The sequence below is a fragment of the Thermoleptolyngbya sichuanensis A183 genome, assembly GCF_013177315.1.
Lineage (GTDB): Bacteria > Cyanobacteriota > Cyanobacteriia > Elainellales > Elainellaceae > Thermoleptolyngbya > Thermoleptolyngbya sichuanensis.
In genome coordinates this window covers 4,510,926-4,534,787 of sequence record NZ_CP053661.1, presented here as the reverse complement: position 1 = coordinate 4,534,787, position 23,862 = coordinate 4,510,926, and the positions used below count along the sequence as shown (strand labels likewise).

Annotated in this window: 17 protein-coding genes and 1 pseudogene; 14 read left to right on the top strand and 4 right to left on the bottom strand. The window is 57.8% G+C overall.

Features of this window, described 5'->3' with window-relative positions; translation table 11 throughout:
- Positions 1–58 precede the first annotated feature (58 nt).
- From HPC62_RS18765 to HPC62_RS18740, 6 genes are all read left to right on the top strand, one after another.
- Entirely contained in the window at positions 59–1,006 is a 948-nt protein-coding gene (locus tag HPC62_RS18765) for an alpha-E domain-containing protein (RefSeq protein ID WP_172358042.1), read from the top strand.
- A gap of 245 nt (positions 1,007–1,251) precedes the next feature.
- Positions 1,252–2,514, top strand: a complete 1,263-nt coding sequence (locus HPC62_RS18760; protein WP_172358041.1) for a hypothetical protein — start codon at positions 1,252–1,254, stop codon at positions 2,512–2,514.
- A gap of 112 nt (positions 2,515–2,626) precedes the next feature.
- Complete coding sequence (locus HPC62_RS18755; RefSeq protein ID WP_172358040.1) at positions 2,627–3,112, top strand: Ycf51 family protein; 486 nt, start codon at positions 2,627–2,629, stop codon at positions 3,110–3,112.
- Between the two features lie 139 nt (positions 3,113–3,251).
- On the top strand, positions 3,252–4,484 hold the full coding sequence (locus HPC62_RS18750) for an iron-containing alcohol dehydrogenase family protein (RefSeq protein ID WP_172358039.1): 1,233 nt from the start codon (positions 3,252–3,254) through the stop codon (positions 4,482–4,484).
- On the top strand, positions 4,481–5,680 hold the full coding sequence (locus HPC62_RS18745; protein WP_172358038.1) for an aspartate aminotransferase: 1,200 nt from the start codon (positions 4,481–4,483) through the stop codon (positions 5,678–5,680). Before HPC62_RS18750 ends, HPC62_RS18745 begins: the two co-directional genes overlap by 4 nt.
- A gap of 107 nt (positions 5,681–5,787) precedes the next feature.
- Positions 5,788–6,618 carry a Uma2 family endonuclease gene (locus HPC62_RS18740; protein WP_172358037.1) on the top strand — a complete coding sequence of 277 codons (831 nt, stop codon included), beginning with the start codon at positions 5,788–5,790 and terminating at the stop codon, positions 6,616–6,618.
- An 85-nt stretch (positions 6,619–6,703) separates the two neighbouring features.
- Here HPC62_RS18740 and HPC62_RS18735 read toward each other — a convergent pair whose 3' ends face one another.
- A complete protein-coding gene (locus tag HPC62_RS18735) occupies positions 6,704–7,159 on the bottom strand; it encodes a VOC family protein (protein ID WP_172358036.1) in 456 nt (151 codons plus the stop codon).
- Positions 7,160–7,428: 269 nt separating this feature from the next.
- Here HPC62_RS18735 and HPC62_RS18730 point away from each other — a divergent pair, with 269 nt between their 5' ends.
- A complete protein-coding gene (locus HPC62_RS18730; RefSeq protein WP_172358035.1) occupies positions 7,429–8,217 on the top strand; it encodes a pentapeptide repeat-containing protein in 789 nt (262 codons plus the stop codon).
- Here the strand turns inward: HPC62_RS18730 and HPC62_RS18725 are convergent.
- Both HPC62_RS18725 and HPC62_RS18720 read right to left on the bottom strand, forming a co-directional pair.
- A complete protein-coding gene (locus tag HPC62_RS18725) occupies positions 8,168–9,115 on the bottom strand; it encodes an FTR1 family iron permease (protein ID WP_172359042.1) in 948 nt (315 codons plus the stop codon). The genes HPC62_RS18730 and HPC62_RS18725 overlap by 50 nt on opposite strands.
- Positions 9,116–9,433: 318 nt before the next feature.
- Positions 9,434–9,808, bottom strand: a pseudogene (locus tag HPC62_RS18720) (winged helix-turn-helix transcriptional regulator); the annotation flags it as partial.
- A gap of 366 nt (positions 9,809–10,174) precedes the next feature.
- On the opposite strand from HPC62_RS18720, the gene HPC62_RS18715 reads away from it, so the two are divergent.
- The 7 genes from HPC62_RS18715 (at position 10,175) to ppsA (ending at position 23,349) form a co-directional block, all read left to right on the top strand.
- Complete coding sequence (locus tag HPC62_RS18715) at positions 10,175–10,894, top strand: alternative oxidase (protein WP_172358033.1); 720 nt, start codon at positions 10,175–10,177, stop codon at positions 10,892–10,894.
- Between the two features lie 373 nt (positions 10,895–11,267).
- Positions 11,268–14,048 (top strand): bifunctional acetaldehyde-CoA/alcohol dehydrogenase, encoded by a 2,781-nt coding sequence (adhE, locus tag HPC62_RS18710; RefSeq protein ID WP_172358032.1) that lies wholly within the window; start codon positions 11,268–11,270, stop codon positions 14,046–14,048.
- A gap of 155 nt (positions 14,049–14,203) precedes the next feature.
- The gene (pflB, locus tag HPC62_RS18705; RefSeq protein ID WP_172358031.1) at positions 14,204–16,465 is read left to right on the top strand and encodes a formate C-acetyltransferase; all 2,262 of its coding nucleotides are present in this window, start codon (positions 14,204–14,206) and stop codon (positions 16,463–16,465) included.
- 280 nt (positions 16,466–16,745) lie between these two features.
- Complete coding sequence (locus tag HPC62_RS18700; protein ID WP_172353244.1) at positions 16,746–18,059, top strand: NF041680 family putative transposase; 1,314 nt, start codon at positions 16,746–16,748, stop codon at positions 18,057–18,059.
- 270 nt (positions 18,060–18,329) lie between these two features.
- Positions 18,330–19,061, top strand: a complete 732-nt coding sequence (gene pflA / locus HPC62_RS18695) for a pyruvate formate-lyase-activating protein (RefSeq protein WP_172358030.1) — start codon at positions 18,330–18,332, stop codon at positions 19,059–19,061.
- 390 nt (positions 19,062–19,451) lie between these two features.
- Complete coding sequence (locus HPC62_RS18690) at positions 19,452–20,327, top strand: S-methyl-5'-thioadenosine phosphorylase (protein ID WP_172358029.1); 876 nt, start codon at positions 19,452–19,454, stop codon at positions 20,325–20,327.
- Between the two features lie 553 nt (positions 20,328–20,880).
- Positions 20,881–23,349, top strand: a complete 2,469-nt coding sequence (gene ppsA / locus HPC62_RS18685; protein ID WP_172358028.1) for a phosphoenolpyruvate synthase — start codon at positions 20,881–20,883, stop codon at positions 23,347–23,349.
- A 109-nt stretch (positions 23,350–23,458) separates the two neighbouring features.
- On the opposite strand, the gene uraH is transcribed toward ppsA, so the two are convergent.
- Entirely contained in the window at positions 23,459–23,833 is a 375-nt protein-coding gene (gene uraH, locus HPC62_RS18680; RefSeq protein ID WP_172358027.1) for a hydroxyisourate hydrolase, read from the bottom strand.
- Between the last annotated feature and the right edge of the window lie 29 nt (positions 23,834–23,862).

Sequence of the window (23,862 nt, the reverse complement as noted above, 5' to 3'; positions counted from 1 at the left end):
AACCCTTTAACCTCTAATCTTCCTTCAATCAACTAGCCTTCCATCAATCCATCAAACAATGCTCAGCCGCGTTGCCGATTCCATCTACTGGCTTAACCGCTATATCGAGCGGGCCGAAAACGTCGCCCGATTTGTAGACGTGAACCTGAACCTGCTGCTGGATTCGCCCGTGGGCGTGGCCCAGCAGTGGGAGCCGCTGGTGCTGACGACGGGCGACCTGACGCTGTTCAAAGAGAACTATGGCGCAGCGACGGCAGACAACGTGATTCGCTTCCTTACCTTTGATGCCAAATACCCCAACTCCATCCTGTCGTGCCTGCAAATGGCCCGAGAAAACGCGCGATCGGTGCGGGAGAGCATTTCCTCGGAAATGTGGGAGCAGGTCAACGATTTTTATCTCATGGTGAAAGATGCCTGCCAGCGCCCTGATGACTTGGACTTGTCGGACTTTTTCTCGCAGGTAAAGATGTCGAGTCACCTGTTTGCAGGCGTGATGAACGCTACTATGTCGCACAACGAGGGCTGGCACTTTGGGCGGATTGGGCGGATGATCGAGCGGGCAGACAAGACCGCGCGGATTTTGGACGTGAAGTATTTCATCCTGCTGCCCTCAGTCAAAGACGTGGGCACGCCGCTGGACGAGTTGCAGTGGATCGCGCTGCTGAAATCAGCCAGCGGCTATGAGATGTATCGCAAGCGGCAGCACCGCATCACGCCGCAGGATGTGGTGAACTTTTTGGTGCTGGATCGGGAGTTTCCCCGGTCGATCCAGTTTTGCCTGCTAGAAGCCGAGCGATCGCTCCACCAGATTACGGGCAGTTCTCGCGGTGTATGGCGCAACCCAGCAGAACGGGCCCTGGGAAAACTGCGCTCCGAACTGGACTACATTACCGTTGAAGAGATCACCCAGCGTGGGCTGCACGAGTTTCTCGACGACCTGGAAACTGCGTTGAACGACATTGGCAGGAAAATCCGCGAGACGTTCTTTGCGCTGGAAGTGGTCTAGCGGGCACTGAGACTCGGCGAGTTTGGCGAATATTGGCGAATATTTCAGATGCACCTAGCTGATGGGCCTAGCTGACTAGCGCATGAAGTAGCGGGCACTGAGTCCGAGCAAGTTTGCCGGGCGAGTTTGCCGGGCGAGTTTGCTGGGCGAGTTTGGCGAAAGCAGCGGCTCGATTGGGAACGCTAGGATGGAGATCCGGCGGTGTTTCCCGCTACCTGTCTTTTCTCCTTTTCCATCGCTGCATCATGGGACTGTTTAACCGAGTCTTTCGCCCTGCCAGCCCACCGTCTTCGCCGCCTGCCCCGCTGCCCGCAAAGCCCAAATCGCTCACCGAACTTGAACGAGAGCTAGAGCATGAGCGGCGGCAGGCAATCCAGGCGCGTCCTGTGAGTGCGCCCCCGCCGCGCCGGAGTGGAAATTTTTTGGGCAAGCTGCTGGGACTGGGGCTGCTTGTTGGCGTTCCAGCGGGCATTCTCTGGGCCATCAACCTGCCCTACGCGCCGATTCGCCGCCCGGTTGCCGAAAAAGCGCCCGTGCTGCTGTTGCCCAGCTATGTCAGTATGGACAACAACTACAAGGCGGCGATCGCCCTGACGCAGCAAGCTAAACAACTGATTGACAACCCTACCCGCCCCGAAGATATTGATGCGGGTCAGCGCAAGGCCATCGAAGCGCAGAAGCGTCTAGACGAGCTACCCGTGTGGCTGCACGACTATTGGTACGACGGCTGGAGCGGGCTATATCGCTGGAGCTTCACCACCGCAGGCTTTAACAATGCCCGTATGGAAGTGGCCCGCCTGCAAGCCAAGGCCGCTCAGGAGCAGAACGCTCAAACGGCGCTGGTGACGGCAGAGCAGGCAATCGCCCAGGCTAAGCAGACTTATCAGCAGGCCGCCAACCCGGCTGACCAAGCAGGGGCGATCGCCGCTTGGCAAGCGGGTCTGCAAGACTTGGAACTAATCCCCAGCCAGACCCTCGCCGGCCGCACTGCCCGCACCCGCCACGCCGCCGCCGTCGCCGAGCTTCGCAGCACCGTTGGGCTGGCTGCCGAAAGCGCCAAGGTCAACGCGCAAATTGAAAATGCCCGCCAGTTTGCCTGGCAAGCGGCCAAAGCAGCCCAAAACCCGCCCCATACCGTAGCAGAGTGGGATCGGGTGATGGATCTGTGGAATGAGGCGATCGCCCGCCTGCGGCAAGTTCCCAGCAATGATCTGCAAGGCAAAGCCGAGGCCGAAAAACTGCTGGCCCAATATCAGGCCAACCTGGGCGAAATTCGCGTGCGCCGCGATGCCGAAGCCGAGGCTGTGCGCCGTCTGGCGCGGGTAAACCAGGAGATTCAGCAGTTTCAGCAGCTCGCAGGCAGCACCAATGCCAATTATCAAATTGGCCAGCTTAACCGCATCCTCACCGAACTGAAGGCGATCCCCAGTGGCACCACGGTTTACAAAGAGGCAGAACTGCTGACGATTCAGGCGCAGAATGCCCTAAGTAAGCTGACAGGGCAGTGAGGCATCATCATCGCCGCATCTTCGTTCCGTTCTGATAAGGTGAATATTGCAGAAGGCAGGGACTCCGTTACGGTTTGTCCTGCATTCTCCTCATCTTGCAATCTTTTAAGCTATGCCAACACCTGCTGAATTTTTGACGGCGACCCAGTGGGCGGGACTCATTACCCTGGTGGCGGGGGCGATCGCCGCCCTCGGCTTCCTGTTCCAGTGGGGCATCCGCTTCCGGTTTGTGGGCATCACCGGGTTTATGGCTGTGCTAACGGTGGGGCTATTTGCGCTCAGCCTGATGCCGATTACCCGCGTGGAAATTCCGGGTGCGGTGCGCTTTTCGACGGTTTATGACTCTGGCTCCACCCAGGTCGTGATTGCGGTTCCCCCCGATCTCACCAGAGAGCAACTCACCGCCACGCTCCAGCAGGCCGCCAACGACCTCTTTTCACCCGGCCGCCTGGGCCGCAGCGGCGAAAACCAGATGACCATCCGCGCCCGCACCGTCACCCACCCCCAGGAAGGGCTGACCCAGTTGGTATACCTGGGCCAGGTCAAGCGCTCCCTGTTCGATCGCAACGACGATAAGATGGAAATCTCTATTTTTTAATCTTTGATTTTTGATCTTTGATTTCTAAGGGATTTCTAAGGGGTGATAGAGCGACCAGGCTCATCAAGCGCTGCTTGCACCCTCCGGCGAATCCCCAGTCCCTCAAACACGCTGCACCGCAACACCGGTTACCGAACCTATGGCCAAACCCTCCTCGCCTCCGACGCTGATAACCTCCATGATTGCCCCGGCACAGGTCATGCGCGGGCAGGGGGCGATCGCCCAGGCGGCAGAGGCGATCGCGCAGTTGGGGCGGCGGCCCGTGGTGATTGGGGGCGATCGCACGCTGAAGGGAGTGCGGCCGCGGCTCCAGCCCGTGTTCAAAAAGCATTCGCTGAGCGCAACAGAGGCAAGCTACGGGGCAGATTGCAGCGAGGCTTCACTGGCCAAGCTGCGGGAGGCGATCGCCCAGCACGGTGCAGATTTCGTCATCGGCGTGGGCGGCGGCAAGGCGCTGGATGCGGCCAAGCTGGTGGCACATCAAACCAGCCTGCCAATCGTCACAATTCCCACCTCTGGTGCCACCTGTGCGGCTTGGACGGCGCTGTCCAACGTGTATTCCAAGGCGGGGGCATTTCTCTACGACGTGGGGCTGCCCCGCTGTCCTGATTTGCTGATTTTGGATTATGACCTGGTACAGACGGCGGCCCCGCGCACGCTAGTTGCGGGCATTGGCGATGCGATCGCCAAGTGGTACGAAGCCTCGGTCAGCAGCGGTCATTCGGAGCGCACGTTTCTCATTGCCGCCGTGCAGCAGGCGCGGGTGCTGCGCGACATCCTCTTCCAAAAGTCGGCCGAAGCGCTGCGATCGCCCGGTAGCGACACCTGGCAGGACGTGGTAGACGCAACGGTGCTGCTGGCGGGCGTGATCGGCGGCATCGGCGGGGCCCAGTGTCGCACGGTGGCGGCCCACGCGGTTCACAACGGGCTGACCCATTTACCTCAGAGCCACGGCACGCTGCACGGCGAAAAAGTTGCCTACGGCATTCTGGTGCAACTGCGGCTGGAGGAAATGGTGCAGGGCAACCGCCTCGCCAGCAGCGCCCGCCAGCAGCTTCTCCAGTTTTATGACGACATCGGCCTGCCCAGGACGCTGGGTGATCTGGGCCTCGGCGATATCACAATCGCTCAGTTGCAGCACGCAGCCGAAGTCGCTTGTGCAGACCATTCCGATATTCACCGCCTGCCCTTTGCCGTTACCCCAGCGCACCTGATGGCGGCGATGGTGTCCACCACAGCGCCCATTGCCGATAGCTGGGCCCAGGAGGCGGCCACAGCGCGAAACCTGGACGACGCTGATCGCGCTCCGGCTCAGCCTTCCCATCCGTCTTCTTTCCTCCTCCCCCCCGTGTCTGCGGAGGTGTCGGAATGAAACTAGACTGGATTAGCCCGGCGGATCGGCTGAGTGCGCTGCCGCCCTACGTGTTTGCGCGGCTGGATGAGCTGAAGGCGCGGGCAAGAGAGCAAGGCCTAGACCTGATCGACCTGGGCATGGGCAACCCCGATGGCCCAACGCCCCAGCCCGTCGTTGAGGCGGCGATGAAGGCGCTGCAAAATCCTGCCAACCACGGCTATCCCCCCTTTGAGGGGACTGCCAATTTTCGCAAGGCGATTACCGACTGGTATGCCCGTCGCTATGGCGTGCAGCTTGACCCCGATGGCGAGGCGCTGCCGCTGCTGGGGTCGAAGGAGGGGCTGACGCATTTATCCTTTGCCTATGTAAATCCGGGCGATGTGGTGCTGGTGCCCAGTCCGGCCTATCCGGCGCACTTTCGCGGGCCGGCGATCGCCGGAGGCGACATTTACCCACTGCTCCTGAAGCCTGAAAACAACTGGCTGATTGACCTGGCGGCAATTCCCGAAGAGGTGGCCCGCCGCGCCAAGATCCTCTACTTCAACTACCCCAGCAACCCCACTGCGGCCACTGCGCCCAGGGAGTTCTTTGAAGATGTAGTTGCCTTTGCCCGCCAGCACCAAATCCTGCTGGTTCACGATCAGGCCTACGCCGAGCTAGCGTTCGATGGCTACCAGCCCACCAGCCTGCTGGAAATTCCTGGCGCAAAGGAGATTGGCGTAGAGTTCCACACGATGTCCAAAACCTACAACATGGCGGGCTGGCGCGTTGGCTTTGTGGTGGGCAATCGCCACATTATCCAGGGCCTCCGCACCCTAAAGACCAATCTGGACTACGGCCTCTTTAGCGTCCTGCAAACGGCAGCAGAAACGGCGCTGCAACTGCCGGATGTGTATCTACATGAGGTGCAGGAACGCTACCGCACCCGCCGCGACTTTCTGATTCGCGGGCTGGGCGAACTGGGCTGGAACGTGCCCAAAACCCTGGCGACGATGTACCTCTGGGTTCCGTGCCCGCCGGGAATTGGCTCCACCGATTTTGCGCTGCATTTGCTGGGCGAAACGGGCGTAGTGGTGACACCGGGCAACGCCTTTGGGGAGGGCGGCGAAGGGTACGTGCGAATTAGCCTGATTGCTGAGTGCGATCGCCTCGGTGAAGCGCTGCGCCGCATGAAGGACGCGGGCATCCATTACAAGGCCTGGCAGTCGGGCTGAAACCGGTCTGGAACCAGGCCAGGTCAGGCAGCGTGAGAGGTCTATACCCCATTCGCTAAACTAGGCTCATCTCTCAACCCCTCTCAACCCCTCAACCCCGTCTTGCCATGTCCATTGCAAAAGACTTGGACGGTCAGGGTCTGGAACCAGCGACAGCCCCCCGCACCGCATCCAGCAATTTGCCTAGCCCGGAGCCTGCTTGGGCTGCGGGTATAGACTCTGGTCTTGACCTGGACAAGGTTCCCTTTCCACCCGGCGACCTCTACAGCGACGAACCTCCATTGGAATCTGAACTGCATCTCCGCCAAATTTTGTTGCTGATTCAGTCGCTTGAATGGCTGTGGCGCGGGCCAGACCCCAGCACCCATCGAGATTTCTACGCCTTTGGCAATCTCACCATCTACTACAGCCTGCGCGAGCGCAAATCAGAGGACTTTCGCGGGCCGGACTTTTTTGTGGTGTTGGGGGCCGACCCCAAGCCCCGCAAAAGCTGGGTCGTGTGGGAAGAGGGCGGCAAATATCCCAACGTCATCATTGAACTGCTGTCGGATTCGACGGCTCATGTCGATCGCGGGCTGAAAAAACAGCTCTATCAAGACACCTTCCGCACGCCCGACTACTTCTGGTTTGACCCCCATACGCTGGAGTTTTGCGGATTTCACCTGCTAGACGGACGCTACCAGCCCCTCGAAACCGACTCGCGGGGCTGGCTGTGGAGCGAACAGCTTCAGCTATTCTTGGGAATTCAGGATCGCAAGCTGCGGTTTTTTACCCCAGACGGGCAGCTTGTACCAATCCCTGAAGAAGCGACCGCCATCGAGCGGCAGCGGGCGGAAGAAGAGCGACAGCGGGCAGAAGAAGAACGGCTGCGGGCGGAACAGGCCGAAGCACTCCTCGCACAGTATCGGGCGCGGTTCGGCGAGTTGCCCAGCGAGTAGCGCTTCGGCGGTTGCCTGGGTTGAGGGCGATCGCCCCTCCAGTTGCTTCTCAACCAGTTGCCTCTTAAGCTTCCCCTGACCAGCCCTAAACCATTGCGCTGAACCGGGCATTCACCTCTTCCATAGACACATCTTCGACGTGGGTCGCAAGCGTCCAGACGTGACCGAACGGATCGGCCAGCGTACCCGCGCGATCGCCATAGAACTGATTTTCCACGGGGCGAATTTCCGTTGCCCCTGCGGCGATCGCCCGATTAAACAGCGAATCCACATCTTCTACATAGACCATCAGGCTGACAGGCGTTCCGCCAATGGCTTGGGCGCTGCGATGATCCATCTCCGGAAACTCGTCGGACAGCATGATGGGCGAGTTGCCGATTTTGATTTCGGCGTGGGCCAGCTTGCCCGATGGGTCAGCCAGGCGCATTAGCTCCGTTGCCCCAAACGCCTGCTCATAGAAGGCGATCGCCCCTGCCGCGTCATGCACAATCAGATACGGAGTCACCGCTGGATATCCATCAGGAATCGGTTTGACTGCCATCGTGATCGCCTCCCAAAAAAAAGAACATGTGTACTATATCACAGCGTAACGACCCTCGCGCAGCGCCAAAATTAAAATTAATGCTCCGTTTTTGCGATTTCTCAGTACACTTTTGGGCAATGTGATGTTGCAGTGTTGCAGTGTGTGTTGCAGCGGTTGATTCTCAGGGCTAGCTCCCACAGTTGGCTCATACCGTACTGCTCACACCGTATTGCACACTGTATAGCAGCGATATCGCGGAACTCCTCCACCCGGTTTTGAACAACGCTATGAACTCCAAACTCGTTTCTCTAGGGCTGTTGGCTGCGCTGGGTGTGGCCCTGCCTGCCCGCGCCGAAAATCTTGAGCATGTGCAGCGGTTGCTTGCAAATCGTCAGTGCCAGCAGTGTGATTTGCACCGGGCGGGGCTGGTGTTCACCAATCTGTCGGGGGTAGATGTCAGCCGTTCTGACCTGAGTTTGGCGAACCTGAACCGGGCAAACTTGCAAGGGGCAAACCTGCAAGGGGCAAACCTGCAAGGGGCGGTCTTGTCCTATGCCAATCTGGGTGGAGCCGACCTGCGTGGGGCAGATTTGCGCGGGGCAGACTTGCGCGAAGCCTACCTCTATGGCGCAAATCTGACCGGGGCGCTGCTGGACGGGGCAAACCTGTGGCGGGCGATTGGGCTGCCCGAAAACCTGGTGTCGGTGGAGCAGTTGTACCTCTGGGGGTTGGCAGAGGCGCAGCGCGGCAACTTCCCCGATGCGATTCAGTATTTCAATCAGAGCCTTAGTCGCCAGCCTGACTTTTCAAGCGCGATGCTGGCGCGGGGCATTGCGCGGCTTCAGTTGGGCGATGAAGCAGGGGCAATGGAAGACGGACGGCAGGCCCAGCAAATGTTTTTGGCCCAGGGAAACATTCCAGGGCAGCAGCTTTCAGAGCGGTTTGTCACTGGGATTGAGCAAGTGCTGGCAGCCGAAGAGCGGGAACGGCGGGCCCAGCGGCGCAGCAACGGGGTTGGCAATGTGGTTAGTGCTCTTGGGGGCTTGGCGAGTTTGTTTTTACGCTTTTTGCTGTAGGGCCAGCGCTCTGAGGGCTGAGGCTCTGGAAATAGAGCCAGCCGACGATTCCCAAAAACGCCAGGTAGGCGATCGCCTGTGCCAGATACAGCTGGTCGCGGTAGCCCAGCAGCGCCTTTAGCAGCACGCCGGGAAATTTTTTGTCGGGCAGCACGGCGCGGGCATCCCACACCTGCGGCCCCAGCACGCAGTCTGGCCCGGCGCTAAAGCAGAGATTTGCCCAGGCGGGATGAAGTTGCACCCAGGCGGCGATCGCCAGGTCTACATGACGCAGCATGGAGATCACCAGCCCCGACACGATCAGCAGCAGCAGCACCCCCATCACCTGAAAGAAGCGCCTCAGGTTGATTTTCACGCCCAGTTGAAACAGCAGCACCCCAATGGTCACTGCGCCCACCAAGCCCGCTATCGCGCCCAGCGCCGGAGCCAGCCCGTCCTGAAACTGCGCCGCCAGAAACAGCACCGTCTCGAATCCTTCCCGCAGCACGGCAATGGTGATTAGCCCAAACACGCCCCAGCCTGCGCCGTCTTGCTGCAAAGCCGACGTGACCGCACCTTCCACCTCTGCCTTGAGGCTGCGGGCCTGCCGCGTCATCCACACCAGCATCCAGCTCAGGAGGGCGATCGCCACCAGCCCAAATCCCGCCTCCATCGCCTGCCGCAGCACAGGGGCATAGCGCTGCTGAGACTGGTTCAGCGCCGTCAGCACGCCGCCCAGCAGCACACCCACCAGCACGCTGCCCGCCAGCCCTGCGCCAATGCCGCCGTAGACCCACGGGTTCAACCGGGACTGGCCCGCCTTGCTGAGGCAGGCCAGCACGATGCCCACCACCAGCGCCGCCTCTACGCCCTCGCGCAACGTCACCACAAATGCAGGCAAAGCAGCCGTTAAATCCATTGGTTCAAACAGCCCCAACTCAAGAACAGACTCGCAAGTATTGACGGTTACAACCGCAATTACAACCGCCATTACAACCAGGGATTGCAACCAGGGATTGCAACCAGGAATTGCAACCAAGAATTGCAACCAGCATCGCAACCAGGGATTGCAACCAGGAATTGCAACCAGCATCGCAATCAACGATTACACCTGTGATTCTACTCTGCTGCTGCTACAGGCGGCGAGATGGGGCTGGGTGTTGGGGGCGATCGCCGTTAAAGCGTCGGGCAAAGCGTTGGGCAAAGCGTCGGGCTGCGGCGCTTCCTGATGAGGCATATCCAGCGGACACTCGCAGACCCCCTGCTGAAGCCAGCGCATCCCCACCTGATGTAGCGCCGCCATCACGGGCTGAATTTCTCGGCCCTTGTCCGTCAACCGATACTCCACACGGGGCGGAATCTCTGCATAGACCGTCCGCTCAATGAGTCCGTGTTCTTCTAGCTCCCGCAGCCGCGCCATCAGCGTTTTGGTGCTTAGCCCTGGCAGTGCATCGAGAAATTCATGGGTTCGGCGGGCAGGGCGACCATTCTGATTTGGCGCACTGGCAAACAGCTCGCGCAAAATCAAAATTGCCCACTTGCTGCCAATCAAGTCAAGCGTAAACTGAATCGGGCATTTGAAATCAGAGGAAGAATAAGAGCGAGAATCCAACGGACTATCTCCTGAACTTTGGGGGTGTAATTGATCTATCTCAGGATTAGCAAGTGATCCATCCAATAGCTTCTTCGACCCGATACCAGGCTATTAGTGCAAGGGATACGAATTCGTCAGGTTTAACGTTTTCTTCCGGTTCCGCCCAAATCCAGCACCCATCTGATTCTTTTCCTCTGGGTAACTGGGTGTGCATTCTGGAAACTGTCTTGTCCTCCTGAGGCACGTCTTTCATCATGGGGGCAAAGGCAAGTACTCGACAAACCGCTGCCTTAGTCCTGCTGTCATCTGGGCACTTGTGCATCGGTACATTCCATCCCGCTTCAAGCTGCCCGTTGCACACTCACTTTTTGGAGAATTGGCTGAATGGTTAAGTTACTCGTTGGCGTGCTGGTGTTTGTGATCAACCAGATTTATCACGATCGCCCGATTCCTCGGTTTTACGTCCTGGAAACTGTGGCTCGCGTTCCCTACTTTTCTTACCTGTCGGTTTTGCATTTGTACGAGACGCTGGGATTGTGGCGGCGTGTGGAGTGGCTCAAGGTTCACTTTGCCGAGTCCTGGAACGAGCTACACCATCTGCTGATTATGGAAGCGCTGGGGGGCAGCCAACATTGGGGCGATCGCCTTCTAGCCCGCAGCGTTGCCTTGCTCTACTACTGGATTATCGTGGCGTTGTATATTATCTCACCCAAGTCGGCGTATCACTTTATGGAGCTAGTAGAGGAACATGCCTATCATACCTACGACCTGTTCTTGGTGCAGGAAGGCGAAACCCTAAAGGCTCAGCCTGCTCCTCAAGTAGCCCTTGAATATTACCAAACGGGCGATCTGTATCTGTTTGATGCGTTTCAAACGGCCCATCCTCCGCAGGAGCGTCGTCCAGCAATTAACAATCTGTATGACGTGTTTGTTGCCATTCGCGATGATGAGCGAGAACACGTAAAAACGATGGTGGCCTGTCAGCAAGCAGACCATACCGGCAGACTCGGCTACGAACCCCTTCAGGAATTGCCGTCAAACACCGTCGCAGAGCCAGTTTTGATTGAGAAAGCTGAGGAAAAAGAAGCCGTGACGCGCTCATAGGCAGGAGAGTCAGGCTCAGAAAGAGCATTAAGGAGCATTAAGGAGCCTCAAAACTGGATGCGTATTGAGCCTGACCCTGAGCTTGCCTTGACCCTCACGTTGCAGGAATTTTGTAGGGATTGATGATGGCACTGTTCAGCTTGTGAGGAAACTAGAGAGAAGGTTTGGTGAAGCCCAAAGATCCTCCTGCTGGTTTTGCTGAAGCACAGTTGGGCACGCAGTTGGAAGCGCAGTTGGAAGCACGTCTGGAAGCGCATTTGGAAACGCAGTTGGAAACGTATTTGGAGACACACACTGCGCTAACGCTTGAAGATCGTAGACGCTACACCGCCGACTCAGATCCACACCTACTCACACCAGTTAAGGAGTCCCTATGCAGGTTACTACGATTCAAGAATTGGAAACGCTGATCGAACAAGTCAAGGCAGCCCAGGCTCAATACGCAACCTATACCCAGAGCCAGGTAGACTGGATTTTTAAGCAAGCTGCTCAGGCGGCTAATGCCCACCGGATTGATCTGGCCAAGCTGGCCGTTGCAGAAACCGGGATGGGCATTGTTGAGGACAAGGTGATCAAAAACCACTTTGCCTCGGAAATTATCTACAACAAGTACAAGCATGAGCGCACCTGCGGGCTGATCGAAGAAGATGATACCTTTGGCATTCAAAAAATTGCCGAACCTGTGGGCATTCTGGCAGGCATTGTGCCCACAACGAACCCAACTTCGACCGCCATTTTCAAGTCGCTCATTTCCCTGAAAACCCGCAATGCCATTATTTTTTCACCCCATCCCCGTGCCAAGCGCTGCACAGTTGAAGCAGCCCGACTAATTCTTCAGGCGGCTGTGGCGGCCGGTGCGCCGGATCACATCATTGGCTGGATTGATGAGCCATCGGTGGAGCTATCGCAGGCCTTGATGCAGCACCCGGATATCAAGCTGATTTTGGCGACGGGCGGGCCGGGGATGGTGCAGGCTGCTTACTCATCCGGGCATCCGTCGCTGGGGGTGGGTGCAGGAAACACGCCCGCCGTGATTGCCGAAAGCGCGGATATTCAAACGGCAGTGAGTTCTATCTTACTCAGCAAAACGTTTGATAACGGCATGATTTGCGCGTCGGAGCAGTCGGTGATTGTGGTTGAGCCAATCTACGACGCAGTGAAGCAAGAGTTTACGACACGGGGCGCTTATTTCCTGAAGCCAGAGGAGAAGGCGAAACTGGGCGAACAGATTGTGCAGAATGGGCGGCTCAATGCGGCGATTGTGGGTCAGTCGGTGCAAACGCTGGCGAAGCTGGCGGGAATCTCGGTGCCGCCACAAACCAAGGTGCTGATGGCTGAAACCGACCGAGTGGCCCTAGATGAGGCGTTTGCCTGGGAAAAACTGTCGCCGATTCTGGCGTTTTATCGGGCAGCAAACTTTGAAGGGGCGATCGCCCGCGCCGAGGAGCTAATTAACTTTGGCGGCAAGGGGCACACCGCCGCGCTCTACATCGACACCGCTCAGCGTTCCGAAATTCAGCTTTTTGAAACCCGAATGCAGACAGGGCGCGTGCTGATCAACACACCGGCCTCCCAAGGAGCAATTGGCGACTTGTATAACTTCAGGCTTGACCCGTCGCTGACGCTGGGCTGCGGCACTTGGGGGGGCAACTCGGTCTCTGGCAATGTCACTGTGCATCACCTGCTAAATATCAAAACCGTGTCGCAGCGGCGCGAAAACATGCTTTGGTTCCGCGTGCCGCCGAAGGTTTACTTCAAAAGCGGCTGCTTGCCAATGGCACTGGGCGACTTGGCGGGCAGGCGGCGGGCATTTATTGTGACCGATAAGCCGCTCTTTGACCTAGGCATGGTCAACCCTGTCACGCGGGTTCTGGAGAATTTGGAAATTCGCTACGACGTGTTTCACGATGTCGAACCTGATCCGACACTATCGAATGTGAATCGCGGGCTGGAGCAGTTGCGGCGGTTTCAGCCGGACGTGATTATTGCGCTGGGCGGCGGCTCGCCGATGGATGCGGCCAAGATCATGTGGCTGATGTATGAGCAGCCGGAGGTGGAATTTGCGGGCGTGGCTATGCGGTTTATGGACATTCGTAAGCGGGTGTATGAACTGCCGCCGCTGGGTCAAAAAGCCCTGCTGGTGGCGATTCCGACTACCTCAGGAACGGGGTCTGAGGTCACGCCTTTTGCCGTGGTTACGGATGACCGGGAGGGCATTAAATATCCCCTGGCAGACTATGCCCTGACTCCTAGCATGGCGATTGTAGACCCGGATCTGGTGCTGACGATGCCGCCCAAGCTGACGGCCTGGAGCGGGATTGACGCGCTGACCCATGCAGTTGAAGCCTATGTGTCGGTGTTTGCGACGGACTTTACCAACGGGCTGGCGCTAGAGGCGATCGCCCTTCTGTTCCAATATCTGCCGCGCTCCTATCGCAACGGGGGCCGCGATCCCGAAGCCCGCGAACGGGTTCACTATGCCGCCACGATTGCGGGCATGGCCTTTGCCAATGCGTTTTTGGGCATCTGCCATTCGATGGCGCACCAGCTTGGCGCGGTGTTCCACGTTCCGCACGGGTTGGCCAATGCGCTGCTAATTTCCCATGTGATTCGCTACAACGCTACGGATCAGCCCTTTAAGCAGGCGATCTTCCCGCAATACAAATATCCCAACGCCAAGGCCCGCTACGCCCAGATCGCCGACCATCTGCACCTGGGGGGCAACACAGCCGATGAAAAGGTGGAACGGCTGATCATCGCAGTGGAAGAACTGAAGCGCAATGTCGAGATTCCGGCAACCCTGGCGGAAGCGCTCAGTCAGATGGGTCAGGCCTCCTATCCGGGGGGCGATCGCGCTTCGTTCTATGCCCAGCTAGATAACCTGGCCAACCGCGCCTTCGACGACCAATGCACGGGGGCAAATCCTCGCTACCCGCTGATTCAAGACCTGAAGGAGCTATTTGTGTTGGCCTACGAGGGACCCCAGGCCGATCCAGACGACGTGCCGCTGTGCTATCGCGCAGAAATTGCCCGCGCCAGTCAGCAGCTTGCGCCAAACCCCAGCGAGCATGAACCTGCGAACGTAGGCGATCTGTCTGCCTCGGTAATGGCGGAGATGCCCTCGATTCCCTCTTTAGCGGCGGACGACTCATAGCCCCCCGGCGCGGGGCCGGCCCGGAATCTGGCTGGCCCCGCGAACCCGCCGCTTTTTCTGATTTCAGGTCTTACCTTCAAGTCTTACCTTCAAGTCTTACGTTCAGGTTTTTACGTCCAGGTCTTACCTTCAGGTCTTACGTTCAAGGAGGCACTATGCCAACGCTTGTTTTAGAACCAGATGCCAGTCAAGCGCGATCGCCCTGGGACGGGTTTGTGCCCGGAGTCTGGGTAGAACGGATTGACGTGCGCGACTTTATCCAGAAAAATTACACGCCCTACACCGGGAATGAGGCGTTTTTAGCGCGTCCCACCGCTGCCACGCGCACCCTGTGGCAGCAAGTGACGCAATTCATGCAAGCTGAGCGAGAACGGGGCATTTTGGATGCCGATACGCGGGTGGTGTCGAGTATCACTTCCCACCCGCCGGGCTACATTAACCGCGAACTGGAGCGGATTGTGGGGCTGCAAACCGACCAGCCGCTGAAGCGAGCCATAATGCCCTTTGGCGGCATCCGAGTTGTGAAAACAGCGCTAAATGCCTACGGCTATACGCTCGACCCCGAAACGGAGGCAATTTTCACGACGTATCGCAAAACGCACAACGACGGCGTGTTTGATGCCTACACCCAGGAAATGCGGATGGCGCGGCGGTCGGGGATTATCACCGGGCTGCCCGATGCCTATGGGCGGGGGCGGATTATCGGCGACTATCGGCGAGTGGCGCTGTATGGGTGCGATCGCCTGATTGAAGACAAAAAAGACCAGAAGCAGTCGCTCGCAGCCCTCAGCGACGAACCCACCATTCGGCTGCGGGAGGAACTGTCGGAGCAGATCCGGGCGCTGGAGGAACTGAAGCAAATGGCCGCCAGCTACGGCTGTGACCTCAGCGCCCCGGCCGCCAATGCCCAAGAAGCCGTGCAGTGGCTTTATTTTGGCTATCTAGCCGCCGTGAAAGAGCAAAACGGCGCGGCAATGTCGCTGGGGCGGGTGTCTACGTTCTTAGATATCTACTGCGAGCGGGATCTGCGAAACGGCACGGCTACGGAAATCGACATTCAGGAACTCATCGACCAGTTTGTCATGAAGCTGCGGATGGTGCGGTTCCTGCGAACGCCGGAGTATAACGAGCTATTTTCGGGCGACCCGACCTGGGTGACAGAATCCATTGGCGGCATGGGAGAAGACGGGCGACCCCTGGTGACAAAAACCAGTTTCCGAATGCTGCATACGCTGAACAATCTGGGGCCGGCTCCCGAACCCAACCTGACGGTGCTGTGGTCTGAACGGCTGCCGGATGCGTTCAAGCAGTATTGCGCCAGGATTTCTATTGAAACCAGTTCAATTCAGTATGAAAACGATGACCTGATGCGGCCCGAGTTTGGCGATGATTATGCGATCGCCTGCTGTGTGTCTGCGATGCGCGTGGGCAAGCAAATGCAGTTCTTTGGCGCACGGGTCAATCTGGCCAAGGCCCTGCTCTATGCCATCAACGGCGGCCGCGATGAAAACACAGGCGAACAAGTAGCGCCCCCGTTCCGCCCCATCCTGTCGGATTATCTAGACCCCGATGAGGTGATGGAAAAATTCGACAGACTGCTCACTTGGCTGGCAGAGCTATACATCAACACGCTGAACGTCATTCACTACATGCACGACAAGTACTGCTACGAGCGGCTAGAAATGGCGCTGCATGATCGGGACGTTTATCGCACGATGGCCTGCGGCATTGCAGGACTTTCGGTGGTGGCGGATTCGCTGTCTGCGATTCGCTATGCCAGGGTGAAGGTGTTGCGGAATGAAGCCGGACTGGCCGTAGATTACGCCGTGGAAGGTGACTATCCCAAGTTTGGGAACAATGACGACCGAGTGGATGCGATCGCTGCGAACTTGGTGACGACCTTTATGAACAAGCTGCGGCAGCATAAAACCTACCGCGATGCCGTGCCCACCCAGTCAGTGCTGACGATTACCTCCAATGTGGTCTACGGCAAGAAGACGGGCAGCACCCCTGACGGGCGAAAGGCCGGCGTGCCCTTTGCCCCCGGTGCTAACCCCATGCACGGCCGCGACACCAAGGGGGCGATCGCCTCCCTCGCCTCTGTCGCCAAACTGCCCTACGCCCACGCCAAAGACGGCATTTCCTACACCTTTTCCATCGTGCCTGACGCACTGGGGAAACAGACGGGCGATCGCATCCAAAATCTGGTGAGCTTACTAGACGGCTATTTCCACGGTCAGGGGCATCACGTCAACGTCAACGTACTCAATCGAGAAACCTTGCTCGACGCGATGGCGCATCCTGAACAATATCCACAACTCACGATTCGAGTGTCGGGCTACGCGGTCAACTTCATCAAGCTCACCCAGGCGCAGCAGCTAGACGTGATCAGCCGCACCTTCCACGATCGCGTCTAGGCATAGGTGGCATTCGCAAGAGACTCGCTTTTGTAAGGCGTTCAGCCGACGCAACGCAGGGCAAAAGGACTCCGGACGGCAACGACAGGAACAATTGAAACTTGCTTGCAACTTGCTTGCAACTCGCTTGCAACTTGCCTGAAACTCGCTGACCGTTCGCCTTTTGCCCTTTCTCTCGACACTCTTGTGACTTTAGTTTGGACTAATGGTGAAGAGGAAGGCAGTCAATGAGAAGCACCGACTGCCGTAAGGTCAATGAAGTACAACCAACATTGACCCCATGATTTTCAACGAACTTCAGCAATTTCGCCAAACGTTGTATGCCAGCTTGGGAAACGCCAGAGATGCCCTGTTTGATCTGATGGATGCCGTGTTAGTGAGTGCGTGCATCGTGTCGTTTGTGAGGCTATCGCAGAGTCCTGTCTTTCGTCGCCAGTGGTCGAGCACCTATGAAGCGTTGCGCGATAGCCGCCTACCCCGATCAAAGGTGCTGAAGCTGTTGGTGCAGCAGATACCGACTCAGCAGCAACCGTTGTTGGCAGGTGATGCGAGTCGGTGGAACCGTCCTGCTGCCAGGCGTTTGAAAGACCGCACCTTATCAGGCAGAACAGGACATGCCCCGATAGCCGGACAAAACTACAGTACCTTAGCCTGGATTGCTGAAGACAGGGGCAGTTGGGCATTACCATTGCGGCATGAGCGCATCACCAGCTTTGAAACACCCGCCAGTAAAGCGGCATTCCAACTCAAACAAGTGACTCGGCAGTTAGCGGTGCGTCCGTTGGCGATCTACGACCGAGGGTACGGCAATGCCAGTTTTGTCAACCAAACGGCAGGGATTGAGGCAGACTTGCTGCTGCGGGTTACATCCAATCGATGTGTCTATGGCGCGCCCCCAGCGTATCGAGGGCGAGGCGCACCTGCCAAGCATGGACATAAGATGAAACTCAATGACCCTGACACTTGGAGTGTCCCGGTCGAAACCGTTGAAGTCGATGATCCCAACTGGGGACGAGTGCGGGTCAGTCGTTGGAGTGCATACCATTTCCGCAAATCCCCCAAACGGGCAATGGAAGTGTTGCGCGTGGAGGTGCTGGAGACACAGAGCAGCACGCGACGCTTGGCTCCTTTGTGGTTAGTTTGGCTGGGTGAGCAGATGCCTCCGTTAGAAACCCTGTGGTTGCACTACCTCCGTCGCTTTGCCATTGAACACTGGTATCGCTTTGCCAAGCAGAGGCTATATTGGACACATCCCCAGTTCAGTTCTGTATCGGCAACCGAACAGTGGAGCAGCCTGATGCCGTTGCTCAGTTGGCAGTTGTGGTTAGCGCGAAAGGACTGTACTGACCACCCCTTGCCCTGGCAGGCACCGCAAGAAACGTTGACTCCGGGTCGGGTCGCACAAGCGTTTGCAGGCATTTTGGCAGCGATTGGCACCCCTGCTCCTGCGCCTAAACCTCGTGGTAAATCGCCAGGACGAGGCAAGGGGCACAAGCCAACTCCTCGTCCCTGCTATCCGATGGTCAAAAAACGAGCCTCGAAACGCAAGACATCCGAACAATCCCTGAACAGTCCGGTTGCAACAGCAGCTTAACTGCGAGCAGGATTGTATCCAATTCCTTAAGTTCAACTGTTATGAACGGTTGAGCAGATTCTTTATGGCATCCTGTTGAGCATTATTGTGATGCCAGTTAGTCCAAACTAAAGTTGTGACTTACGCAGTTGAACAATTTCTCGCGGGCTGCACCCGCAAGAAATTGTCCAAAATCCAGAAGGTCTATCGCAAGTGCGTAAGTCCTGACTCTTTTGACACGCTTTGCTGAGTCTGCTTCCCTTGGCGCTGTGATTTTTAAGGCCTACCGTTATGTCAATCACCGGACGCATTCACTCCATCGAAACCTGTGGCACCGTCGATGGGCCTGGCCTGCGGGTCGTGGTGTTTACTCAGGGCTGTCCCCTGCGCTGCCTCTATTGCCACAACCCCGACTGCCGCGAGATATCGGGTGGCACTGAGGTCACCGCCGATGAAATGGTCGCCGAGATTCAGAAATATCGCTTCTACATTCGTCCGCCTGGTGGCGTGACCCTGAGCGGCGGCGAACCGCTGATGCAACCAGAGTTTGTGCAGGAGATTTTGCGGCAGTGCAAGGCGCTGGGCATTCACACCGCGCTGGATACGTCGGGCTATTGTCCGCTGGCGATCGCCCGCCCAGTGCTAGAGTTTGTCGATTTGGTGCTGCTGGATATCAAATCATTCAACCCGTCAATCTACACCCAGGTCACCAGCGTCAGCCTCCAGCCCACGCTGGATTTTGCACAATACCTCAGCGACTGCCACAAGCCTGCCTGGATTCGCTTTGTGGTGGTGCCAGGTTTAACGGATGATCCAAACAATGTCGCTGGGCTGGCCCAGTTCGTCGCCCGCTTGAAGAACGTGGAGCGGGTCGAAGTTATTCCCTTCCACAAGATGGGCGAATACAAGTGGCAACAGTTGGGCTATGACTATCAACTCAGCAATACCCCAACGCCCACACCAGAATGTATCCAGGCAATCCGGGCGCAGTTTCAGCAGGCCACGCCCGCGCTGGTACTGTAGTCCGAAGAATCCTAACTCTGGTTCTCTGCTCTAGCCAGCGTCTTAAAACTTTCTAGGTCGTTGATTGCCTTGAGTCGATCCCCCTAAATCCCCCTTAATAAGGGGGAATTCCAGAGTGGTTCGGCTCGGTTCCCCCCTTTTTAAGGGGGGCTAGGGGGGATCAAAGGGCTTTAAAACACGCCCTAGCCAGATTCTCCAGCCAGACTTCTTGGCCAGACTTCTTGGCTAGACTTCTCGGCTAGACTTCTCAACCAGACTTTTACGATCTCTCCTGTTTCTTCCTGCAAACCCCCTGTATCTTAGGAGGCAGAGCGTCGCTTGGTAATGTTCTGATTGATTACCGCTGGCCCCGCTCTTTAGAACGACGTAGGACGAATCAGGACGACAACCATGACAGACGTGCGAATTGGCATCATCGGCGGCAGCGGCCTCTACAAAATGGACGCGCTGAAGGACGTGCGCGAAGTCGAGGTAGACACGCCCTTTGGCAAACCGTCGGACGCGCTGATCGTGGGCACGCTGGAGGGCACGCCCGTCGCATTTTTGGCACGGCACGGACGCAACCACACGCTGCTGCCATCGGAACTTCCGTTTCGGGCGAATATTTACGCAATGAAGTCGCTGGGTGTGGAGTACCTGGTTTCGGCTTCGGCGGTGGGGTCTCTGCAAGCGGAGGCCAAGCCGCTGGATATGGTGCTGCCGGATCAGTTCATCGATCGCACGAGGGGGCGCGTCTCGACTTTCTTTGGCGAGGGCATCGTGGCGCATATTGCCTTTGGCGATCCGGTGTGCAAGAACCTGGCGGCGGTGTTGGGAGAGGCGATCGCCTCCCTGGATCTGCCCGATGTAGCGCTGCACCGGGGCGGCACCTACGTCTGCATGGAGGGGCCAGCCTTTTCTACCCGCGCCGAGTCGAACCTGTATCGAAGCTGGGGCGCAACGGTGATCGGCATGACCAACCTGCCCGAAGCCAAGCTGGCCCGCGAAGCCGAAATCGCCTACGCGACGCTGGCGCTGGTGACGGATTATGACTGCTGGCATCCCGACCACGACAGCGTGACAGTGGACATGGTGATCAGCAACCTGACAAAAAATGCGGTAAATGCCCAGCGCGTGATTCAGGAAACCGTGCGTCGCCTGGCCCAAAACCCGCCGCCTTCCGAAGCCCACCACGCCCTGAAATACGCCATCCTCACGCCGCTAGACAAGGCCCCTGCGGAGACAAAAGCTAAGCTGGAACTGCTGCTGAAAAAGTATTTGGGCTAGTATCGATTCTTTGATTTTGGATTTTGGATTTGCGATTTTGGATTCCGGTCGAGCGTCTGCGGGGCTTCCGGTGATTGCATCGGCCGCATGGTTTGTGTGAAGTGATGCGATTCGTAGCGTCACTTTGGCAATTCGATGGCGATTCGATACGGGGTCAAAATTGGGGCAAACAATCAATCGATAAATTCGCCCAAAAAGGGGTTGCTTCTATCAGGAAACCTGGACGTTTTTAGGCAGGGTTGAAGCGGTTGTAGGGGCGATCGCCCGTTATCCAAATCCTTGAACCCAAATATCGCAACCTCCAAAAGCGTGAATTCTCGTGAATTCTCAAGGCGTTTTTGTCGATCCCCAGCCCATTCGTCAAGAATTGTAATTAAATATACAATTTAATATTTTCCCGAACTCAAGCAGCATCCAGGCTTGGGCAATTTCCGTCAATCTCGCTCGTCCTCAGGCCTCAGGACTCCCCCGATTCCATTGACTAGCATGAAGGAGAGGGGGCAATGCAACCAGTCCCTCATCGCTTCCACACGGTTGCCTCAAGGAGGTACTCATGGTTCAGCTATCCGAACGCAGCGTCGCGATGCCGCACGATCAGAGTTTGGTGCTGTGGTTTGAGGATGTCGGAATTCACGATATTCCGCTGGTGGGCGGCAAAAACGCCTCGCTGGGAGAAATGATTCGTCAGCTTAGCGCCAAGGGAGTGCGCGTGCCGGGTGGGTTTGCGACGACGGCCCACGCCTATCGCCACTTCATTCAGAGCGCAGGGCTGGCGGAGGCGCTGCATCGCCTGTTTGCCACGCTGGATGTGGACGATGTAGAAAACTTGCAGGCTTGCGGGCGGGAAGCGCGATCGCTCATTCTCAACGCCCCCTTTCCCCAAGATCTAGAAGAGGCGATCGCCCAGGCCTATGCTGAACTGTGCCGCCGCTACGGGCCTGATACAGATGTCGCCGTGCGCTCCAGCGCCACCGCTGAAGATTTGCCCGATGCCAGCTTTGCCGGACAGCAAGAAACCTACCTCAACGTCCACGGACTGGATGCGGTGCTGAATGCTTGCCGCCATTGTTTTGCCTCCATCTTTACCGATCGCGCCATTTCTTACCGAGCCACCAAAGGGTTTGACCATTTCACCGTCGCCCTCTCCGTTGGCGTGCAAAAGATGGTGCGCTCTGACCTGGCAGAATCGGGCGTGATGTTTTCCATCGACACCGAGAGCGGCTTTCGCAATGCGGCGCTGGTGACGGCGGCCTACGGGCTGGGCGAAACGGTGGTGCAGGGTTCCGTCAACCCGGACGAGTATCTGGTGTTTAAGCCCACGCTGCAAGAAGGCTTCCGCCCCATCCTGGCCAAGCGCCTGGGCAGCAAAGAAATCAAAATGGTCTACGACACCGACGGAGAACATCTGACCAAGACCGTGCCCGTGGAACAATCGGAGCGCGATCGCTTTGCCCTGAGTGATGAGGACATTCTCAAGCTGGCGGAATGGGCCTGCATCATCGAAGACCATTACTCCCAAACCCACGGCACCTACACGCCAATGGATATCGAGTGGGCGCGAGACGGCATCACGGGCGAACTCTACATCGTGCAGGCGCGGCCGGAAACGGTGCAGTCGCAAAAGGCGCAGACCGTGCTGCGGCGCTATCGCCTAGAGCGCGAGGCCGGCGCAAAAACAGAAGACACTACCTACACCCACCACGAGCCGCTGGTGACGGGCCGCGCCGTGGGCGAGATGATTGGCCAAGGCAAGGTGCGCGTCATTCTTAGCCCAGCAGAAATTCACGCCTTCCAGGCGGGCGACGTGCTGGTGACGAGCCGCACCGACCCAGACTGGGAGCCAATTATGAAAAAAGCAGGGGCGATCGTCACCGATCAGGGCGGCCGCACCTGCCACGCGGCGATTATTGCGCGGGAATTGGGCATTCCGGCGATCGTTGGCTGCGGCAATGCGACGCAGGTTTTGCAAACGGGTCAAGAAGTCACTGTGTCTTGTGCCCAGGGCGAAGAGGGGCGTGTTTACGCCGGGTTCTTGCCGTTTGAGGTGGAGGAAACGCCGCTCGACACCCTGCCCCGCCCGCGCACGCAGATTCTAATGAACGTGGGCAATCCCGAAGAGGCCTTTCGCCTGTCGGCCCTGCCCAACGACGGCGTAGGGCTGGCGCGGTTTGAGTTCATTATTGCCAACCACATCCGCGTGCATCCGCTGGCGCTGCTGAACTATGACCAACTGCCAGAGGATGACGAAAAAGCGGCGATCGCCCAACTGACTCACCTCTACGACCACAAGCCCGACTACTTTGTAGACAAGCTGGCCCAGGGCGTGGCCACCATCGCTGCTGCTTTCTATCCCAAGCCGGTCGTCGTGCGGATGTCAGACTTCAAGAGCAACGAATACGCCAACCTGCTGGGCGGCAAATCGTTTGAACCGCACGAGGAAAACCCAATGCTGGGTTGGCGCGGTGCAGCGCGATACTATGACCCGAAATACCGCGACGGCTTTGCGCTGGAGTGCGCGGCGATTCGGCGCGTCCGCAACGACATGGGGCTGACGAATGTGATTCCCATGATCCCCTTCTGCCGCACACCCGAGGAAGGGCGCAAGGTAATGGCAGAACTGGAGCGCAACGGCCTGAAGCGCGGCGAAAACGGCTTGCAGGTCTACGTCATGTGCGAAGTGCCCAGCAACGTGATTCTGGCAAACGAGTTCAGCGAAATCTTCGACGGCTTCTCCATTGGCTCCAACGACCTGACCCAACTGACGCTGGGACTCGACCGCGACTCGGCGCTGGTGGCAAACGTGTTTGACGAGCGCAACGAAGCCGTAAAAACGATGATTCGCGTCGTGATTGAACGCGCCAAAGCCAACGGTCGCAAGATCGGCATCTGCGGCCAGGGGCCCAGCGACTATCCCGACTTTGCCCGCTTCCTGGTCAGCCAGGGCATCGACTCTATTAGCCTAAACCCCGATACGGTGGTGAAGACCTGGCTGGATGTGGCGCAGGCGGAGGCGATGGAGTGAGGAAAGAGAGAAGAACGAAGAACGAAGAGCGAAGAGGGCAGGAAAGAGAGAAGAACGAAGAGCGAAGAGGTTCTGTTTTTCGTTTTTCGTTTTTCGTCTTTTCCGTCACTCAACTGCCGCGATAGGTGCTGTACGACCACGGCGACACCAGCAGCGGGACGTGATAGTGCGCGTCGGCATCGGCAATGCCAAAGCGGATGGGAATCTGGCTGAGGAAGGGCTGGTCGGGCAGTGCGTCGGGAAATTGGGCGAAATAGTCGGCGACGGCAAACACCAGTTCGTAAACACCGGCTTTCAAATCACCATCACTGAGCAGGGGGGCATCGGTGCGGCCGTCGGCGTTGGTGGTGACGGTTTTCAGCAGGGTGCGGCTGTCGCCGTTGGGGTGAATGCCGCCGTGAATCGCATAGAGGGCGATCGCCATTTGCGCCGCCGGACGACCATGCGCCGTGTCCAAAACGTGGGTCGTGAGCTTACCCGCCATTGCCATCTCTCCAGTTTTTGTATCTCTCA

Excerpts from the sequence above, each read along its gene's own strand:
- HPC62_RS18765 (WP_172358042.1), top strand. The coding sequence starts at position 59 with ATGCTCAGCCGCGTTGCCGATTCCATCTACTGGCTTAACCGCTATATC.
- HPC62_RS18760 (WP_172358041.1), top strand. The coding sequence starts at position 1,252 with ATGGGACTGTTTAACCGAGTCTTTCGCCCTGCCAGCCCACCGTCTTCG.
- HPC62_RS18755 (WP_172358040.1), top strand. The coding sequence starts at position 2,627 with ATGCCAACACCTGCTGAATTTTTGACGGCGACCCAGTGGGCGGGACTC.
- HPC62_RS18750 (WP_172358039.1), top strand. The coding sequence starts at position 3,252 with ATGGCCAAACCCTCCTCGCCTCCGACGCTGATAACCTCCATGATTGCC.
- HPC62_RS18745 (WP_172358038.1), top strand. The coding sequence starts at position 4,481 with ATGAAACTAGACTGGATTAGCCCGGCGGATCGGCTGAGTGCGCTGCCG.
- HPC62_RS18740 (WP_172358037.1), top strand. The coding sequence starts at position 5,788 with ATGTCCATTGCAAAAGACTTGGACGGTCAGGGTCTGGAACCAGCGACA.
- HPC62_RS18735 (WP_172358036.1), bottom strand. The coding sequence starts at position 7,159 with ATGGCAGTCAAACCGATTCCTGATGGATATCCAGCGGTGACTCCGTAT.
- HPC62_RS18730 (WP_172358035.1), top strand. The coding sequence starts at position 7,429 with ATGAACTCCAAACTCGTTTCTCTAGGGCTGTTGGCTGCGCTGGGTGTG.
- HPC62_RS18725 (WP_172359042.1), bottom strand. The coding sequence starts at position 9,115 with ATGGATTTAACGGCTGCTTTGCCTGCATTTGTGGTGACGTTGCGCGAG.
- HPC62_RS18715 (WP_172358033.1), top strand. The coding sequence starts at position 10,175 with ATGGTTAAGTTACTCGTTGGCGTGCTGGTGTTTGTGATCAACCAGATT.
- adhE (WP_172358032.1), top strand. The coding sequence starts at position 11,268 with ATGCAGGTTACTACGATTCAAGAATTGGAAACGCTGATCGAACAAGTC.
- pflB (WP_172358031.1), top strand. The coding sequence starts at position 14,204 with ATGCCAACGCTTGTTTTAGAACCAGATGCCAGTCAAGCGCGATCGCCC.
- HPC62_RS18700 (WP_172353244.1), top strand. The coding sequence starts at position 16,746 with ATGATTTTCAACGAACTTCAGCAATTTCGCCAAACGTTGTATGCCAGC.
- pflA (WP_172358030.1), top strand. The coding sequence starts at position 18,330 with ATGTCAATCACCGGACGCATTCACTCCATCGAAACCTGTGGCACCGTC.
- HPC62_RS18690 (WP_172358029.1), top strand. The coding sequence starts at position 19,452 with ATGACAGACGTGCGAATTGGCATCATCGGCGGCAGCGGCCTCTACAAA.
- ppsA (WP_172358028.1), top strand. The coding sequence starts at position 20,881 with ATGGTTCAGCTATCCGAACGCAGCGTCGCGATGCCGCACGATCAGAGT.
- uraH (WP_172358027.1), bottom strand. The coding sequence starts at position 23,833 with ATGGCGGGTAAGCTCACGACCCACGTTTTGGACACGGCGCATGGTCGT.